This window comes from Agrobacterium sp. A3-95, assembly GCF_053521785.1.
This window is the reverse complement of record NZ_JBNWDR010000001.1, coordinates 973276-990564: the sequence shown is the minus strand read 5'-3', so window position 1 is coordinate 990564 and position 17289 is coordinate 973276. Positions and strand designations below refer to the sequence as shown.

15 protein-coding genes are annotated in these 17289 nt (G+C 59.0%); 7 read left to right on the top strand and 8 right to left on the bottom strand.

Annotated elements, in window-relative coordinates:
* Positions 1-3 precede the first annotated feature (3 nt).
* The 4 genes from dapB to mepA form a co-directional block, all read right to left on the bottom strand.
* Positions 4-831, bottom strand: coding sequence for a 4-hydroxy-tetrahydrodipicolinate reductase (gene dapB, locus ACQZ5Y_RS04940; RefSeq protein WP_174049110.1), 828 nt, complete (start codon positions 829-831; stop codon positions 4-6).
* Positions 832-946: 115 nt separating this feature from the next.
* Complete coding sequence (locus tag ACQZ5Y_RS04935; RefSeq protein ID WP_174049111.1) at positions 947-1969, bottom strand: glucokinase; 1023 nt, start codon at positions 1967-1969, stop codon at positions 947-949.
* Between the two features lie 21 nt (positions 1970-1990).
* The gene (locus ACQZ5Y_RS04930) at positions 1991-2374 is read right to left on the bottom strand and encodes a methylglyoxal synthase (RefSeq protein WP_174042049.1); all 384 of its coding nucleotides are present in this window, start codon (positions 2372-2374) and stop codon (positions 1991-1993) included.
* 101 nt (positions 2375-2475) lie between these two features.
* Positions 2476-3525, bottom strand: coding sequence for a penicillin-insensitive murein endopeptidase (gene mepA / locus ACQZ5Y_RS04925; protein WP_013635279.1), 1050 nt, complete (start codon positions 3523-3525; stop codon positions 2476-2478).
* Positions 3526-3731: 206 nt separating this feature from the next.
* Here mepA and ACQZ5Y_RS04920 point away from each other — a divergent pair, with 206 nt between their 5' ends.
* The 7 genes from ACQZ5Y_RS04920 (at position 3732) to ACQZ5Y_RS04890 (ending at position 13854) form a co-directional block, all read left to right on the top strand.
* Positions 3732-5576, top strand: a complete 1845-nt coding sequence (locus tag ACQZ5Y_RS04920; protein ID WP_065688428.1) for an extracellular solute-binding protein — start codon at positions 3732-3734, stop codon at positions 5574-5576.
* Positions 5577-5718: 142 nt separating this feature from the next.
* A complete protein-coding gene (locus ACQZ5Y_RS04915; RefSeq protein ID WP_003514512.1) occupies positions 5719-6813 on the top strand; it encodes a microcin C ABC transporter permease YejB in 1095 nt (364 codons plus the stop codon).
* Entirely contained in the window at positions 6813-7958 is a 1146-nt protein-coding gene (locus ACQZ5Y_RS04910) for an ABC transporter permease (protein ID WP_003514514.1), read from the top strand. Before ACQZ5Y_RS04915 ends, ACQZ5Y_RS04910 begins: the two co-directional genes overlap by 1 nt.
* Positions 7959-7963: 5 nt before the next feature.
* Positions 7964-9604, top strand: coding sequence for an ABC transporter ATP-binding protein (locus ACQZ5Y_RS04905; RefSeq protein ID WP_174049112.1), 1641 nt, complete (start codon positions 7964-7966; stop codon positions 9602-9604).
* 102 nt (positions 9605-9706) lie between these two features.
* Complete coding sequence (locus ACQZ5Y_RS04900) at positions 9707-10954, top strand: NAD(P)/FAD-dependent oxidoreductase (protein WP_111804249.1); 1248 nt, start codon at positions 9707-9709, stop codon at positions 10952-10954.
* A 235-nt stretch (positions 10955-11189) separates the two neighbouring features.
* The gene (locus ACQZ5Y_RS04895; protein WP_003514517.1) at positions 11190-12551 is read left to right on the top strand and encodes a glutamine synthetase family protein; all 1362 of its coding nucleotides are present in this window, start codon (positions 11190-11192) and stop codon (positions 12549-12551) included.
* A gap of 1 nt (position 12552) precedes the next feature.
* Positions 12553-13854, top strand: a complete 1302-nt coding sequence (locus ACQZ5Y_RS04890; RefSeq protein WP_174049113.1) for an NAD(P)/FAD-dependent oxidoreductase — start codon at positions 12553-12555, stop codon at positions 13852-13854.
* Here ACQZ5Y_RS04890 and ACQZ5Y_RS04885 read toward each other — a convergent pair.
* The 4 genes from ACQZ5Y_RS04885 to ACQZ5Y_RS04870 form a co-directional block, all read right to left on the bottom strand.
* Positions 13851-14339 carry a gluconokinase gene (locus ACQZ5Y_RS04885; RefSeq protein WP_003514519.1) on the bottom strand — a complete coding sequence of 163 codons (489 nt, stop codon included), beginning with the start codon at positions 14337-14339 and terminating at the stop codon, positions 13851-13853. The two genes, ACQZ5Y_RS04890 and ACQZ5Y_RS04885, sit on opposite strands and share 4 nt — an antisense overlap.
* A 108-nt stretch (positions 14340-14447) precedes the next feature.
* Positions 14448-15188 (bottom strand): ABC transporter permease, encoded by a 741-nt coding sequence (locus tag ACQZ5Y_RS04880; protein WP_174049114.1) that lies wholly within the window; start codon positions 15186-15188, stop codon positions 14448-14450.
* A complete protein-coding gene (locus ACQZ5Y_RS04875; protein WP_003514521.1) occupies positions 15185-16123 on the bottom strand; it encodes an ABC transporter ATP-binding protein in 939 nt (312 codons plus the stop codon). The genes ACQZ5Y_RS04880 and ACQZ5Y_RS04875 overlap by 4 nt, the downstream gene beginning before the upstream one ends.
* The gene (locus tag ACQZ5Y_RS04870) at positions 16120-17286 is read right to left on the bottom strand and encodes an ABC transporter permease (RefSeq protein WP_174049115.1); all 1167 of its coding nucleotides are present in this window, start codon (positions 17284-17286) and stop codon (positions 16120-16122) included. The genes ACQZ5Y_RS04875 and ACQZ5Y_RS04870 overlap by 4 nt, the downstream gene beginning before the upstream one ends.
* Positions 17287-17289 lie beyond the last annotated feature (3 nt).

The following is a 17289-nucleotide window of genomic DNA, read 5'->3' as shown; positions in this document are numbered from 1 at the left end:
GCGTTATTCTGCCTGCGAAAGGCCGAGAACATCCAGCATCGAATAGAAGCCCGGCTTCTTGTCGAAGGCCCAGACCGCCGCCGCAATCGCGCCGCGTGCGAAGATGGAGCGGTCGCCTGCGTAGTGGGAAAGCTCGACGCGCTCTCCCTCGCCAGCGAAGATCACCGAATGTTCGCCGATCACCGAGCCGCCGCGCAGGGTCGCAAAACCGATTGTGCCCGCTTCGCGCGCACCCGTATGCCCGTCACGCACGCGAACGGAGGAGGTGGCGAGATCGACCTTGCGGCCCGCTGCCGCCGCTTCGCCGAGCAGCAGCGCTGTTCCGGAGGGCGCGTCCACCTTGTGTTTGTGGTGCATTTCAAGGATTTCGATATCCCAGTTCTGCGCATCCAGTGCCTTGGCGGCCTGCTGCGTCAAAACGCTGAGCAGATTGACGCCAAGGCTCATATTGCCCGATTTGACGATGCGGGCATGGCGTGACGCTGCCTTGAATCTTTCCTCGTCGCCCAGTGAGCAACCGGTGGTGCCGATGACGTGTACGATGCGGGCCTGCGCGGCGAGACCGGCGAAAGTGACGCTGGTTGCAGGCGAGGTGAAGTCGATCACCCCTTCCGCATGCAGGAATGCCTGCAAGGGATCGCTGGTGATCTCGATGCCGATTGGTCCGAGACCGGCAATCTCGCCGGCATCGCGGCCAACAAAAGCAGACTCTTCGCGTGCGACAGCGGCATGCAGCGTTACACCCGGTGTCTGGTGAATAAGGCGGATCAGCGCCTGTCCCATGCGGCCCGCCGCACCAACCACCACCAGTTTCATATCGCTGCCGCTCATGCCTTCACTCACTTTTCACGTCCTGCCGTTCAAGGTCGCCATTCAATTGACTGACCCATACCTCACCGACGTTAAAGACCGCCCGCCCGCTTCGCAAGCCTCTCCCAAGCGCAGATCAGGCTCTCCAGCGCCGCCCGTCGAGTGAAAGGCCGAAATCCGAAGGGGTGCGCGCGTAGGTGGCGAGACCGGAAAGGGCCGCCTGTGGATGGGTAACGACGAAGGTGGGAATGCTGCGCATCAGGGCACTGTGCGGCGCCTTGTCTTCGAACGCCGCCCGGAATTCAGGGCTTTTCAGCGCGGGAACGATTTTCTGCGAAATGCCACCTGCGAGATAGACACCACCCTTGGCCATGAAGATCAGGGCAAGGTCACCCGCCACACGGCCGAGATAGGTGCTGAAAAGCGAAAGCGTCTCTTTCGCCTGCGGGTTCTGGCCCGAAAGCCCCTGCGAGGTTATGTCGGCCGGATCGGAAAAGATCGGCTCGATGCCATCGGCGGTGCAGAGGGCCCGGTAAAGATTGACCAGCCCGCGCCCGCAAAGGATCTGTTCGCCGGCGACACGGCCCTCGATGGTCTCGATATGCGGAAAGACCGCATAGTCACGCGCGCTTCTGGGGCCGATATCGATGTGGCCGCCCTCGCCGGGTACGGGAAACCACATATGTCGGGCGTAAACCAGACCGGCAACGCCAAGGCCTGTGCCTGGTCCGAGAACGACGCGCGATGCCAGCATGTCTTTTTTGCCGGAGCCGATAGAATCGCGGTTGTCGTCGTCGAGCGCGGCAATAGCCAGTGCCTGCGCCTCGAAATCGTTGATGACGATGACGTCCTTCAGGCCGAGTTTGGCCAGCATATCCTTCGGCTTAACGACCCAATGGCAGTTGGTCAGCGGAATCTCGTCGCCTTCGATGGGGCCGGCGATCGCAAGGATGGTCGACACGGGCTGAAGCGAGGTTTTGTCCAGAACCGCCTGCTGGATGGCGTCGTCAATTGTCGGATATTCCGCTGTTTTCACGGTGGTGAGGTGCACCGGTTCCGCAAAGGAATCGATCAGAATGGAAAAGCGGGCATTGGTGCCGCCGATGTCGCCAAGAAGGATCGGAAAGGAAAGATATTCGGTATCGGACGTCTTCGGCATTACCTGTTCCATGTTGGCGCGTCATTCGGCGAGGTTGAAGTCGATCAGGTTTTCTGCGGTGGCGCGATTGAGCGCCATGGGAATGTCGTAAACCGTGGCAAGCCGCGTCAGCGCCTTCACATCCACATCATGCGGCATCGCCGTCAGCGGGTCGGTGAAGAAGATAAGCATATCGACCTCACCGGTGGCGATCATCGCACCGATCTGCTGGTCACCGCCAAGCGGGCCGCTTTTGAGGCGAATGACGCTGAGGTCGGGGCATGCTTCCTGAACGCGCCCGCCGGTGGTGCCGGTGGCGACGATCTTGAAGCCGGAAAGCGCCTTTTGGTGATGACGCGCAAAATCCGCCATATCGTCTTTTTTCTCGTCGTGAGCGATGAGTGCGATACAGCGTTGTCCTGCCATGTCCCCAGCCTGTTCCCATAAAGAATTAAATCGATTTGAAGCCTTCTATAACAGCTTGTCCCCATTTGAAAAGGGAAGCTGTTTAATGCCGCATTTCTGTTTCAGTTCAATGTCGGGCGCTGGGTCGGAAGCGGAATATCCGCAGGTGGCTGAATGGCCGGAGCGTTCTGGATGATCTGTTCCACGCCTTGCTGGCGCACGGCCTGGGCCGGGGAATATGCCTGCGCAGCAAAACCTTCCGTGTTGGCGGATGGGGCGGCGGCCACGGCGGCACAGGCTGCGGGCAGATCGGAGACCATGACCTGACGGGGTTTCACAGGCTTGGCATTGGGGTCTTTTTTCGGCGGCGCCCATGGTTCCTTGGTGAACCACCAGGCCAGCGACTTGTCGCAACCGTCGCCTTTGCCAACTTCTGCCTGAGGTTTGCAGTTGGGCGCGCCGGGCGGGCATTCCAGCCGGATGTGGAAATGTTCGTCGTGACCGTAGATTGGCCTGATCTTGCCCATGAAGGTGCGGTCGCCGGTCCATGTCTGGCAGAGTTTCTGCTTGATTGCCGGGTTAACGAAGACCCGCTCCACCTGCGGATAGCTCGCTGCCATCATTACCAGCCGTGCATTGAGCGGCGACCATTTGCGGTCATCGACCGTCAGGAACTTGGACTTATCAAGCATGGAAATGAAAGGCAGCGTCTCGCGCTGCTGCACCGTCAGCCTCGGGTTCGGCATGGGCCGCCACCACACATCGACATCGAGGCCGATCTGGTGCGAGGCATGGCCTGTCAGCATCGGTCCACCGCGCGGCTGTGAGATATCGCCAAGCAACAGGCCCGGCCAGCCGATTTTCTGTGCATCCTGCGAAAACCGCTCGAGGAAGGAAATCAGCTGCGGTTGGCCCCAGTTGCGATTGCGGGAAAGGCGCATGGCTTGCCACGTCGGGCCATCTGCGGGCATGGCGATGGCGCCGGACTGACATCCCTTTGCATAGGAGCCGATCGGCTGGGAGCTATTCGCAGATGGCAGGTCGATGTGGCCGAATACTTCTTTCGCGGGCCTGTCCTCGGCCGATGCGATTTGCGTCTGCAACTGGAGCGCCGAAACGACCGAAATCGCCAGCATGGCCGCCTTGAAAACTCTGGATGATCCCGCCGTCATATATTCGTGCCCGTTCCGACTAAATGATTCTCTCGCCCCTCAGGATAAACTGGATCGGGATTTTGTTGAAACCATGTTTCAAGCCGCCCGCACCAAGGCATGCGAATAAAGGCCTCAATAAAGAGCTTGTGAGCCGGAGCATCTGTTTTTTGCCAATGTTTGTTTTATGCTCTCTTCAACAAACACGAAAACAGGGAACGTCCCGAATGAAATTGGCACCGCTGAAATCCCGGCTCCTCGTCGCTCTTGCGGCCTCCGCCATGCTGATGCCGGCGGCCGCCTCCGCACAGTCTGCGGATGTGTGGCGAAAGGGAATCTCGACGGTCGGTGAATTGAAGCATCCCGATGGTTTTGATCATTTTGACTATGTGAACACCAAGGCGCCGAAAGGCGGCACGCTACGCCTGTCGACGTCGGGAACCTTCGACACGCTCAATCCGCTGCTCGCCAAGGGTGAGGCGGCCACAGGTCTTTCACTGGTTTTCGACACTCTGATGAAATCGACGGAAGAGGAACTCTCGGCCTCCTACGGTCTCCTGGCAGAGGGCGTGAGCTATCCCGACGATATCTCCAAAGCCACCTTCCGGCTCCGCGCGGAAGCGAAATGGGCCGACGGCAAGCCGGTGACGCCGGAAGATGTCGTCTTCAGTTTTGAAAAAGCCAAAGATCTCAGCCCGCAGCTTGCGACCTATTACACCCATGTGACCAAGGCAGAGGTGACGGGTGAAAGGGACATCACCTTTACCTTCGATGAAAAGAACAATCGCGAATTGCCGCAGATCGTCGGGCAGTTGCTGATTGTTCCCAAACACTGGTGGGAGGGCGTTGGTCCGGATGGCAAGCCGCGCGACATATCGCGTGGCACGCTGGAGCCGGTGATGGGGTCTGGCCCCTATAAAATAGCGTCGCTGTCTCCCGGATCGACGATGACCTATGAGCGACGTGACGACTATTGGGGCAAGGACATCAATGTGAATGTCGGCCAGCACAATTTCAAAACAATCACCTATACCTTCTTTGCCGATCAGGACGTCGAGTTCCAGGCTTTCAAATCAGGCACAGTCGATTTCCGGCAGGAAGCTTCTTCCAGCCGCTGGGTCACTGGTTATGATTTTCCGGCCGTCAAGGAAGGCCGCGTCACAAAGGAAGAATTGCCGAACATCTATCGCGCCGTCGGCATCATGCAGGCCTTCGTGCCGAACATGCGGCGGGAGAAGTTCCAGAACCCGAAACTGCGCAAGGCGCTTAACTATGCTTTCGACTTCGAAGAGCTGAACAGGACGCTGGCTTACGGTCAGTTTCAGCGCATCAACAGCTTTTTCATGGGCAGCGAGCTCGCCTCTTCCGGCCTGCCGACCGGTCGTGAACTCGAAATTCTTCAGGAGTTGAAGGATCAGGTGCCGCCGGAGGTCTTCACCACCGAATATAGCAATCCCGTCGCGGGTGAACCCGCCAAACAGCGGGACAATCTGCGCGAGGCGGTCAAGCTGATGAAGGAGGCCGGTTATGAGCTTCGCGGCAACCGCATGGTCAACGCGGCGAGCGGGCAGCCGCTGGATATGGAGTTTCTGATCGATTCCTCCGGCATGGAAAGAACCATCCTGCCCTATGTCCAGAACCTGAAGAAGATCGGCGTCAATGCGACCATCCGCACCGTCGATGCCTCGCAATATACCAACCGTACCCGCAGCTTCGATTTCGACGTTGCGGTCAAGCTCTGGGCGACGTCGGCAAATCCCGGAAACGAACAGGCGGATTTCTGGGGTTCGGCGGCGGCCGACCGGCAGGGCTCCAACAATCTCGCCGGCATCAAGAACCCTGCCGTCGACGCTTTGGTCAGGAAGGTCATATTTGCGCCCAACCGGGATGAGCAGGTGGCCGCCGCGCGGGCGCTTGACCGGGTGCTTCTGGCAAACAGCTACGTCATACCGCAATTTTATCGCGGTGAGATGTTCGTCGCTTACTGGAACACGCTCATCCGTCCGGAAAACCTGCCGCAATATGGCATCGGTTTTCCGGAAGCATGGTGGTCCAGCCAGGCCGCGAACTGACGCCCCGCTTGCTTTCGCGCCGAAGGCTTGATTCACATAGGGCGAGACGAATCGCTTGGATCGCGCAAGGCAGCGCTTTCAGGAAAGGACCGGGTTTGACAGAAACGAAAACCGCTGACGTATCAGCCGGGAGCAAAGGCTGATGGGCGCCTATATTCTCAGACGTCTGGCGCTGATGATCCCGACCATTATCGGCATTATGGGCATTTCGTTTCTTGTCATCCAGTTCGCGCCGGGCGGGCCGGTGGAACAGGTCGTCGCGCAACTGACTGGGCAGGGCGACAGTGCCTCCGACCGCCTCTCCGGCGGCGGCGATCTTATGGGCCAGTCCGGCGGTTTCGATGAAAGCGGCTCGAAATATCGCGGTGCGCAGGGCCTTGATCCGGAGCTGATCGCCAAGCTTGAGAAACAGTTCGGTTTCGACAAGCCGCCGCTCACCCGTTTTCTCGAAATGATGTGGAATTACATACGCTTCGATTTCGGCGACAGCTTCTTCCGCAATTCCTCGGTCATCGATCTCATCATCGACAAGCTGCCGGTCTCGATGTCGCTCGGCTTCTGGATTCTGATCATCTCCTACATGATCTCCATTCCACTCGGCATCAAGAAAGCCGTTTCCGACGGCTCGACCTTTGATATCTGGACATCAGGCATCATCATCATCGGTTATGCCGTTCCAAGCTTCCTGTTCGGCATTCTTCTCATCGTGCTTTTCGCCGGCGGATCGTTCTTCGACTGGTTCCCGCTGCGCGGTCTGGTATCGGACAATTTTGACCAGCTGAACTGGTGGCAGAAGATCATCGACTATTTCTGGCACCTGACCCTGCCGCTGATCGCGCTATCGCTTTCGGCTTTCGCGACGACGACGCTTCTGACGAAAAATTCCTTCATCGACGAGATCAAGAAGCAATATGTCGTGACCGCCCGCGCCAAGGGGCTCAGCGAACGCAAGGTTCTTTATGGCCACGTCTTCCGCAATGCGATGCTGATCGTGATCGCCGGTTTTCCGGGCGCCTTCATCTCGGCATTCTTCACCGGTTCGCTGCTGATCGAGAATATCTTCTCGCTGGATGGCCTAGGCCGCCTCGGTTATCTCTCGGTCGTCAATCGCGACTACCCGATCGTGTTCGGCACGCTCTTCATCTTTTCGCTGATGGGCCTCGTGGTCAGCCTCCTATCCGACCTTATCTACACATGGATCGATCCGCGTATCGATTTCGAGCGGAGGGACGTGTGATGACGCTTGCCCATACCGCCGCAACGGAAACATTGGTAAAGCCGAAGCGCCCGTGGTTTTCACCAACCACCAAGCGCCGCTGGCAGAATTTCAAGGCAAACCGGCGCGGTTACTGGTCATTCTGGCTGTTCCTGATCCTGTTTTTCCTGAGCCTGATTGCGGAATTCATCGCCAATGACAAACCCATTTTCGCTTCTTACAAGGGCGAATTTCTGGTGCCGGTCATGGTCGATTATCCGGAGGAAAAGTTTGGCGGGTTCCTTGCCCAGACTGACTACAAATCATCCTTCATTCAGGACGAGATCAACGCCAATGGCTGGATGATCTGGCCGCCGATCCGCTATTCCTATCAGACGGTCAATTCCAACATTCCGCATTCCGCCCCCACAGCACCCTTCTGGCTGATGGATGAAAAGGACCGCTGCTCGGCCTATCCGCAGGGTAATGCAGATCCCGGCTGTACGCTCGGCAATCTCAATTGGCTCGGAACCGACAATCAAGCGCGCGACGTCACGGCGCGGATGATCTATGGCTTCCGTATTTCCGTGCTTTTCGGCCTGACGCTGACGATCGCATCCGCCCTCGTTGGGGTGACTGCCGGCGCCATCCAGGGTTATTTCGGCGGCTGGACGGACCTGCTGTTGCAGCGTTTCATTGAAATCTGGTCATCGATGCCAGTGCTTTACATCCTGCTGATCATCGCGGCTATTCTGCCGCCGGGTTTCTTCGTGCTGCTTGGCATCATGCTGCTGTTTTCATGGGTCGGCTTCGTCGGCATCGTGCGGGCGGAATTCCTGCGTGCCAGAAACTTCGAATATGTCCGCGCCGCCCGCGCCCTTGGCGTCGGCAACTGGACAATCATGTTCCGGCATCTTCTGCCAAACGCCATGGTGGCAACACTGACCTTCCTGCCGTTCATCCTCTCCGGCTCTATCACCACTTTGACCTCGCTCGATTTCCTCGGCTTCGGCATGCCGCCGGGATCGCCGTCGCTGGGCGAGATGATCGCGCAGGGCAAGAACAATCTTCAGGCGCCCTGGCTTGGCCTCACGGCCTTCTTCACCATGTCCATCATGCTGTCGCTGCTGATCTTCGTCGGCGAGGCGGTGCGAGACGCCTTCGACCCACGCAAGACGTTCCGGTGATCGCCATGATGGAAACAAAGACCCAGCCGCTTCTCTCCGTCCGTGATCTCTCCGTTGCCTTTCATCAGGGTGGAGCGACCAGCGTCGCCGTAGATCATGTCTCCTTCGACCTGATGCCGGGCGAAGTTGTCGCCCTAGTCGGGGAATCCGGCTCGGGAAAATCGGTCACGGCGAACTCCATTCTCAAATTGCTGCCCTATCCGGCGGCGAGCCATCCTTCGGGCAAAATCCTGTTCGACGGCAAGGATATGCTGACCCTGCCGGAACGCGCGTTGCGCGCTGTTCGCGGCAACGACATCACCATGATTTTCCAGGAGCCGATGACCTCGCTCAACCCGCTCCACACCATCGAGCGGCAGATCGGCGAGATTCTGGAGCTGCATCAGGCAATCACCGGCGCTGAAGCGCGGGCGCGCACGCTGGAACTGTTATTGCAGGTGGGTATCCGCGAGCCGGAAAAGCGCCTGAAGGCCTATCCGCATGAATTGTCCGGCGGCCAGCGGCAGCGCGTGATGATCGCCATGGCGCTTGCCAACCGGCCGAAACTGCTGATCGCAGATGAACCCACGACCGCACTCGATGTAACCGTTCAGGCGCAGATCCTTGAACTGCTGAATGACCTCAAAAACCGGCACGGCATGTCCATGCTGTTCATCACCCACGATCTCGGCATTGTCCGTAAGTTTGCCGATCGTGTCTGCGTGATGACCAAGGGAAAGATCGTCGAGACCGGCACGGTGGAGCAGGTGTTTACCGATCCGCAGCATGCCTATACCCGCCATCTTCTGGCTGCCGAACCCAAGGGCGAGCCGCCGCTTTCCGATGCCAGCAAACCTGTCGTCATGCAGGGCGACGACATAAAAGTCTGGTTCCCGATAAAGGCGGGGTTGATGCGCAAGGTGGTCGACCACGTGAAGGCGGTTGACGGTATCGATATTACCCTGCGCGCAGGACAGACGGTTGGCGTCGTGGGCGAATCCGGCTCCGGCAAAACGACACTCGGTCTCGCCCTATCGCGTCTTATAGCGTCTGAGGGGCGTATCAGTTTCATCGGTCAGTCGATCGACAGCTATTCCTATGAAATGATGAAGCCGCTCAGAAATCGGCTTCAGGTGGTGTTTCAGGATCCTTATGGTTCGCTCAGCCCACGCATGTCGGTGGGCGAAATCGTTGCCGAGGGTCTGAAGGTGCACGAGCGACAGCTTTCCGCCGATGAGCGGGATACCCGTGTCGCCCAGGCGCTGGAAGAAGTCGGGCTCGACCCGGCGACGCGCTGGCGCTATCCGCATGAATTTTCCGGTGGCCAGCGTCAGCGTATCGCCATTGCCCGCGCCATGGTGTTGAAACCCCGCTTCGTCATGTTGGACGAGCCCACATCGGCGCTCGACATGAGCGTGCAGGCACAGGTGGTCGATCTCTTGCGCGATCTTCAGGCCCGCCACGAACTCGCCTATCTCTTCATCAGTCATGACCTGAAGGTAGTTAAAGCGCTTGCCAACGACGTAATCGTCATGCGCAACGGCAAGGTGGTGGAGAGCGGCCCGGCAGCGGAGATATTCGCCGATCCGCAACAGGAATATACCAAGGCCCTGCTGGCTGCTGCTTTCAATATCGAGGCAGTCGAAACTAAAGCGGTGAGCCAGTAGCAGGCGCATTGCTGTTTCTATTAAGACGATGATTTTTCTGTTGCTTTGCGCAAAATGCCGACCCATGTTGCGGGGACGAGATACGCAAACGGATTGAATGCCATGGCAGCGGATGTGATCGTTTTGGGGGCGGGGATCATCGGGGTCTCCGTCGCTTTGCAACTGGCCCGCAGGGGCAAATCGGTGGTGCTGGTGGACCGGCGGGGACCGGGTGAGGAAACCTCCTTCGGCAATGCCGGACTGATCCAGAGAGAGGGTGTCGTTCCCTACGCCTTCCCGCAGGAAGTTAGCCGGCTTCTCCGCTATTCCCTGAACAACAGCATCGATGCCCGTTATCATCTCTCGGCCCTGCCGAAGATCGCGCCTTTTCTTGGCCGCTACTGGTATAATTCCGCAGCCACGCGCCACGCAGCAATTGCCCGCGCCTACGCGCCGCTGATCGAGCACTCGGTCTCCGAACACAGCATCCTGATCGATGAAGCCAAGGCCGGCGATCTAATCGTGAAAAACGGTTGGATGGAGGCCTACAGGACCGCCGAAAGGCGGGATGCAGACTTTGCTTTCGCCGAACGTCTGGCGCGCGACCACGGCATCTCCCACACGAAACTCGATGGGGCGGAACTCGCCGCGGCGGAGCCGCATCTCAGCCGGGATTTCGTCGGCGGTTTGAAATGGAACGATCCATGGTCGGTGCGCGATCCACATGCGCTGACGCTCGCCTATGTCAAACTGTTCGAGAGCCTTGGCGGAACCTTTGTCCGGGGTGATGCATCCACGCTCAGCCAGACGACAAGTGGTTGGACGTTACGCACCGAAACCGGGGCAGTGGAAGCTGAACATGCCGTTGTCGCACTAGGCCCCTGGGCGGATACGGTGACGGAACGGCTCGGTTACCGCTTTCCGCTCGGTGTGAAACGCGGCTATCACATGCACTATGCGCCGCAGGAGGGAACCAAGCTCAACAACTGGCTAATCGACGCCGAGCGCGGTTATTTCCTCGCGCCAATGCGCAAAGGTATCCGCCTGACGACCGGCGCGGAATTTGCAGAACGCGATGCGCCGAAATCCCCCGTGCAGATCGAGCGGGCGGAACGGGTGGCCCGCACCGTCTTTCCTCTGGGCGGCAGGCTGGATGCGGAACCCTGGATGGGCGCGCGTCCCTGCACACCGGATATGATGCCGATCATCGGCAAGGCGCCGCGCCACAGGACATTGTGGTTCTCGTTCGGTCACGCCCATCACGGCCTCACACTCGGGCCCATCACTGGCCGTGTGCTGGCGGAAACCATGCTGGGAGAAACGCCGGTCATCGCCATCGATGCCTATCGACCCGAAAGGTTCAATCCCTAGATCCTGATGAACTGAAATCATCTCTGGCGAAAACCGTGTACACTTTTCGCCATCCCGCTCTGATGGCCGAATCCGCTGGCCTTCCCGCGGCGGGCCACGTAACATGAGCTTATAAAAAGGGAAAAGGGGCAAGCGTCATCATGACGGCGAGGTTTCTCATCTATCAACAGCAGGACGATTTTCGTTAGCGAAGCGCTTCTGCGCGCGAAACAGAAGAGAAACAGCCTGCTGGTGCATGATGGATGATATTGAAAAAGCAAAGAAATTTTTCGACGATAACCCCGATATCGAAATTCTCGAAGCCTTCGTCATAGATGCAAATGGCGTGCCGCGCGGCAAATGGATTCCGCGCGAAAGGGCGATCGATGTCCTTGAAAAGGGAATGGCGATCCCACGCTCGGTCTATGCGCTGGATATCTGGGGCCGCGATGTGCATGCCGCAGGCCTCGCCGAAGGGACGGGCGATCCGGACGGGTTCTGCTTTCCTGTTCCCGGCACGCTGTCTCGGGTGACATGGCTCGGCCGGCCGACCGCGCAAGTCCTGCTCGCGATGAAAAATCCTGATGGAACCGGGTTTTATGGCGATCCGCGCAATGTTCTGGCAAGGGTGCTGGAAGCCTACAAAAAGGCCGGCCTCACGCCGGTCGTGGCGACCGAACTTGAATTTTACCTGATCGACCCGGTTCGCTCTGCGCTCGATCCGGTGCGTCCGCCGCACAGCCGCGAAGGCCGGTGGCACACGGGCCAGACACAGGTTCTGTCGATTTCCGAATTGCAGGATTTCGAGGATGTCTTCCATGATATCGCAACCGCATGCAGGGCGCAGGGTGTTCTTGCCGACACGACGCTGCGGGAGAACGGCCCCGGCCAATATGAAATCAACCTCAATCATGTGCCGGACGCGTTGCGGGCCGCCGATTTCGCTGTTTTCCTGAAACGCATCGTCAAGGGTGTGGCGCGGCGGCACGATCTCGACGCCACCTTCATGGCGAAGCCGTACGGGTTACAGGCCGGCAATGGCATGCATGTGCATTTTTCTGTTCTCGATAGTGACGGCAGGAATATCTACGCCGGCGAAAACGGCCCATCGGACGCGCTGATGCATTCCGTCGGCGGCCTTCTGGAAAACATGGGGGAGAGCATGGCGATCTTCGCTCCCCATGCCAATTCCTATCGCCGCCTGACGCCCAGCGAACATGCGCCCACCTATGCCTCCTGGGGCATAGACAACCGCTCGGCGGCGGTGCGCGTTATCACTGCCAGCAAGGCCGCAACCCGCATCGAACATCGTGTCGCCGGTGCCGATACCAATCCCTATCTTGTTGTGGCGATGATCCTGAGTGCTGCCCTTGCCGGCATGAAGGAAAAACGCCAGCCGGGCGGCGCGATTTCCGGCGACAGCCACGCCATCAATCACGAACCTTTGCCCACCAACTGGGATTATGCATTGCAGCGTTTCACGCGTTCGAGTTTCGCCTATGCGACGCTTGGCCAGCGTTATCGCACGCTGTTTTCTGCCTGCAAACAGCAGGAACTTTCCGAATTTTCCCTGCGTGTAACCGACGTCGAATATGACGCCTATATCAGGACGGTGTGAGATGGCTGAGGTGACGACTATTCCCAATCCCGGCCACACATCCTCCTGGTATGCGGCCTCCGCCAATGTCAAATCCGTGCGGCCAACGCTTGAAGGCGCAATGGAAGCGGATGTCTGCGTCATCGGTGGCGGGTTTACCGGTATTTCCGCAGCACTCGAACTTTCCGAACGCGGCTATTCCGTTATCGTGCTGGAAGGCGTGCGGGTCGGCTTCGGCGCCTCGGGGCGCAATGGCGGCCAGATCGTCAATGGCTATAGCCGCGACCTCGAAACAATCGCCAGTCGTTACGGCCACGACAAGGCGGTGAAACTCGGCGAAATGTCGCTGGAAGGCGGGGAGATCATCCGCAGCCGCATTGCGAAATACGCTATCGATTGCGATCTCGTCGATGGCGGTTTCTTTGCGGCCTTCACGACGAAACAGATTCGCGAGATGGAGGCCCATAAGGCCCATTGGGAAAAACACGGCCATGGCGGGCTTGAGATGGTCTCCAAAGCCGATGTCGGAAAATACGTGCGGACCGATCGTTATGCCGGCGGCATGATCGACCGTTTCGGCGGCCACATCCATCCGCTCAATCTGGTGCAGGGGGAAGCCGCGGCGGCCGAAAGTCTCGGTGCGCGCATATTCGAAAATTCGAGGGTCATTTCGCTGGAGCAGGGCGTAAACCCTGTCGTGCGCACGGCGACGGGCAGCGTGAAGGCGAAATATGTTCTCGTCTGCGGCAATGCCTATCTCGGCAAGCTGCTGCCGGAAATCGGCGACCGGATGATGCCGGTCTCAAGCCAGGTCATGGCGACAGAGCCGCTTGATGCCGATCTGATCGAGCAACTCCTGCCAGCCAATTATTGCGTCGAGGATGCCAATTATATTCTCGATTATTATCGCCGCACCTCTGACAACCGCCTGCTTTATGGCGGTGGTATCGGTTATGGCGGCAGCGATCCGGCGGATCTGACCGGGGTGATCCGTCCGAATATGCTGAAGACTTTCCCGCAACTGGAAAAGACGAAGATCGATTTTGCCTGGAGCGGCAATTTCGCGCTGACGCTGACGCGCATCCCACATATGGGCAAACTGTCGGACAATGTCTATTTTTCGCATGGCGACAGCGGCCACGGTGTCACCACCACGCATCTGCTCGGCAAGATATTGGGCGAGGCCGTTGCAGGCCACGCCGAGCGTTTCGATGTCTGGAGTTCCCTGCCGAATTATCCGTTCCCGGGCGGTAAGACGTTCCGCGTGCCGCTGACCGTGCTTGGTGCATGGTGGTACGGCCTGCGCGACAGGCTCGGATTTTAAAAAATCACCGCTTTCAGGCCCGAAAGTGCGTTTGCGGTAATTTCCTCCGGCGTGGCGTCGATGCTGACGGTTACGACGCCGGGTTCGCCCGTCGGCACTTCCAGCGTGGCAAGCTGGGTCTGGAGCAGCGAGAGCGGCATGAAGTGGCCCTTGCGTTCGCCCATACGCCTGCTGAGAAGTTCCAGGCTGCCGTCCAGATAAACGAAAGCGAGCGGGCCACCGGTAGCCTCGCGAAGGCGGTCGCGATAGATTTTCTTCAGCGCCGAGCAGGAAACGACGACACCGTTATTTTCGTTTCCCTTGCGCAGTTCTGCGCCAATCAGATCGAGCCAGGGCCAGCGATCTTCGTCGGTCAGCGGAATGCCCTCTGACATTTTGTCGACATTGGATTTCGGGTGAAGCTTGTCGCCCTCAATAAAGGCAATGCCCAGTTTTTCCGCCAGTTCCTCTGCGACCGTGGACTTGCCAGAGCCGCTCACTCCCATCACGACGATTGCCTTTGTCACCCGAACCTCGAATGTTTCTGTTTCGACGGTCAGCCCCTAACATGCGCGGCGGATGTCGTGAACATAAAAATGAGGAGCTTGCATTTGTCAGTGCCCGGTTTTGCGGGCCGCTGCCTTTTCCAGTGCAGAAAAGCTGGCGTGGATCAGGATTGCCAGCACAGCGACGATCAATCCGCCCTGAAGGATGAAGGCGAGATTGTTGGATTGCAGGCCGGCGATGATCACCTCTCCGAGCGTGCGGGCCGCGACCGTGGAACCGATAGTTGCTGTTGAAAGGCTGATCACCGCCGAAAGCCTGATGCCTGCGAGGATCGCCGAAAGGGCAAGTGGCAGCTCCACTTTGACGAGCCGTTGCCAGCCGGTCATGCCGGCGCCCTTTGCGGCATCCATGACGGTTGGCGGCAGCGTGGTCAGCCCTGTCAGCGTATTTTCGAAAACCGGTAAAAGCGCATAGAGAAACAGCGCAATGAGCGTCGGTTTCTCGCCAAAACCGATCATCGGCACGGCAAGCGCCAGCACCGCCACCGGCGGAAAGGTCTGGCCGATATTGACGATGCTGCGCGATAGCGGCAGAAAATCCGCGCCGAAAGGGCGGGTGACGAGAACCGCAAGGGCCCCCGCCACCAGCGTGGCCAGCCCCGTTGCGATTGCGACAATGGTCAGATGCGACAGTGTCAGGGAAAGCAGATTGGCCTGCGTGTAGATCGCCGGCGCGTTGGTCTGCACAAGAGGGCGGAATATCGGTGCGAAAACCTGCGGCGCCGCGAGGAAGGCCATCAGCGCCAGCACCAGAACCCCGGGGGCGAAAAACGAAGCGGCATTTTTCATGGGGTTCCGGCAGCCCGCTGGAGGAGAACATCGCGCCGCACGATACCTGCGGGTTTGCCATCGTCTTTCAGCACCGGCAAGGTATCGCAGCCCGCCCACAACATTGCAGACAGGGCGTCGCGCTGGCTGGTATGTTCATTCAATGGTTCGCCTTCAGCGCTTCCCGGCTCCACGACGTCTGCAACCGACAGGACGGATAGCAGTTTCAGGGCGCGCTCGTTTTCGCCGATCATGGTGCGGACGAAATTCGTTGCCGGTTTCAGCACCAGCTCGGCCGGCGGGCAGTCCTGAACGATACGGCCCTTGTCCATGACGGCAATACGATCCGCCAGGTGAAAGGCCTCGTCCATATCATGCGTGACAAGAACGATGGTGACACCGAGCTTCTTCTGGATATCGAGAAGATCGTTCTGAGCCTTGGCGCGGATAACCGGGTCCAGTGCACCGAAAGGTTCGTCCATCAGAAGAATGTTCGGTTCTGCTGCAAGCGCGCGCGCCACGCCGACACGCTGTTGCTGGCCGCCTGAAAGCTCATGCGGAAAGCGGTTGGCATAAAGCGCCGGATCCAGCTGGAAGAGCTGCATCAGCGCGTCGATTTTCGCATCGATGCGCTTGCGGTCCCAGCCGATGAGCTGCGGAACCGTCGCGATATTCTCCGCCACGGTGCGATGCGGAAACAACCCATGGCCCTGAATGGCGTAGCCGATCTGACGGCGCAGCTTGTAGCCGGGCATGGTGCTCACATCGTCTCCGTCGATGCGGATAGTGCCGGAGGTCGGCTCCACCAGCCGGTTTATCATGCGCAGCAGTGTGGTTTTTCCCGACCCGGAAGTGCCGACGATGACGGTGACGGTGCGCGGCGCCACAGTCAGGGAGACCTGGTCGACCACGACCGTATCGCCATATCGTTTCGTGATGGTGTCGATCTCGATCATGCCTTTTGCCTTCCGCCTGCGCTGAAGAGATTGCTGTCGATAAGGGCGTCGAGCGTAATCGCGGCGGCGAAGCCGAGCAGAACGGTCGGCACGGTGCCGAGCAGTACGAGGTCCATCGCGGTCTGCCCTATGCCCTGAAACACGAAAACGCCAAATCCACCGCCGCCGATCAGAGCTGCGATGGTCGCAAGACCGATATTCTGCACCAGCACGATACGGATGCCGGTGAGGATGACGGGCATGGCGAGCGGAAACTCCACCCGCAGCAGCCTTTGCAGTGGCGTCATGCCAAGCCCGCGCGCGGCTTCCCGCACTGCCTGCGAAACGCCGGACAGGCCGACCACCGTATTGGAGACAACCGGCAGCAGCGAATAGAGAAATAGCGCCACGAAGGCCGGCGCCATGCCGATGCCGGCGATGCCGATCTTCGCCGCACCCGGCACATTGGCTGCCATCCATCCGAGTGGCGCGATCAAAAGGCCGAAAAGCGCGATGGAGGGAATGGTCTGGACGATATTGAGAGCGTTCAGTACACCGGAGCGCAAACGCTCGACCTTGTAACAGAGAATGCCGAGCGGGATACCGGCGAGGGTGGCTGCAACCAGCGACCCGATGGCAAGTTCCACATGCCGCAGTGCTTCGGTCCAGAAGATATCTGCCCGGCCGTTATATTCCTTGATGATGGAGAGATCGTCCCAGAGGCCGCTTGTCAGGACCGCTGCAAGCGTCCCGGTTGCCACCAGCAACAGCAAAATCCGCAAAGTGGGTTTCGGCTGGAGACGTGCAATGCAATCGGCGGCAAGCAGTGCAAGCCCTGCAAACATCAACCAGAAACCGCTGGCGGGCGAAACGCGGGCAAAACTGTTGCCCTCAGGTGTCAGCGCAGACGCCGCCTGCCCGACGAAGATCGCCAGTGCCGCGAGACCGACCAGCGCAGCGGCGAGTTTCAGGCGCGCCGGAAACCGGAAAAAGGCGATGAAGGCGGCGACAATAATGATGGCGACGAGGAGGGTAGCAGCAGCAACCGGAAGCGCTTCGAAGATCGTTCGCGTTTCACCCTGAATGATCCGGTTGGCTCGGAATGTCATGAAGGGGGACGCTGCAAGCGCGTAGAGAAGAAGGCACGAAATCAGCATGCCTACCTTGTCAGGCCATTTCGTCAAATT

What these genes read in the sequence shown, in the direction of transcription:
- dapB (WP_174049110.1), bottom strand. Translation starts at nt 831, where the DNA reads ATGAGCGGCAGCGATATGAAACTGGTGGTGGTTGGTGCGGCGGGCCGC.
- ACQZ5Y_RS04935 (WP_174049111.1), bottom strand. Translation starts at nt 1,969, where the DNA reads ATGCCGAAGACGTCCGATACCGAATATCTTTCCTTTCCGATCCTTCTT.
- ACQZ5Y_RS04930 (WP_174042049.1), bottom strand. Translation starts at nt 2,374, where the DNA reads ATGGCAGGACAACGCTGTATCGCACTCATCGCTCACGACGAGAAAAAA.
- mepA (WP_013635279.1), bottom strand. Translation starts at nt 3,525, where the DNA reads ATGACGGCGGGATCATCCAGAGTTTTCAAGGCGGCCATGCTGGCGATT.
- ACQZ5Y_RS04920 (WP_065688428.1), top strand. Translation starts at nt 3,732, where the DNA reads ATGAAATTGGCACCGCTGAAATCCCGGCTCCTCGTCGCTCTTGCGGCC.
- ACQZ5Y_RS04915 (WP_003514512.1), top strand. Translation starts at nt 5,719, where the DNA reads ATGGGCGCCTATATTCTCAGACGTCTGGCGCTGATGATCCCGACCATT.
- ACQZ5Y_RS04910 (WP_003514514.1), top strand. Translation starts at nt 6,813, where the DNA reads ATGACGCTTGCCCATACCGCCGCAACGGAAACATTGGTAAAGCCGAAG.
- ACQZ5Y_RS04905 (WP_174049112.1), top strand. Translation starts at nt 7,964, where the DNA reads ATGATGGAAACAAAGACCCAGCCGCTTCTCTCCGTCCGTGATCTCTCC.
- ACQZ5Y_RS04900 (WP_111804249.1), top strand. Translation starts at nt 9,707, where the DNA reads ATGGCAGCGGATGTGATCGTTTTGGGGGCGGGGATCATCGGGGTCTCC.
- ACQZ5Y_RS04895 (WP_003514517.1), top strand. Translation starts at nt 11,190, where the DNA reads ATGATGGATGATATTGAAAAAGCAAAGAAATTTTTCGACGATAACCCC.
- ACQZ5Y_RS04890 (WP_174049113.1), top strand. Translation starts at nt 12,553, where the DNA reads ATGGCTGAGGTGACGACTATTCCCAATCCCGGCCACACATCCTCCTGG.
- ACQZ5Y_RS04885 (WP_003514519.1), bottom strand. Translation starts at nt 14,339, where the DNA reads ATGGGAGTGAGCGGCTCTGGCAAGTCCACGGTCGCAGAGGAACTGGCG.
- ACQZ5Y_RS04880 (WP_174049114.1), bottom strand. Translation starts at nt 15,188, where the DNA reads ATGAAAAATGCCGCTTCGTTTTTCGCCCCCGGGGTTCTGGTGCTGGCG.
- ACQZ5Y_RS04875 (WP_003514521.1), bottom strand. Translation starts at nt 16,123, where the DNA reads ATGATCGAGATCGACACCATCACGAAACGATATGGCGATACGGTCGTG.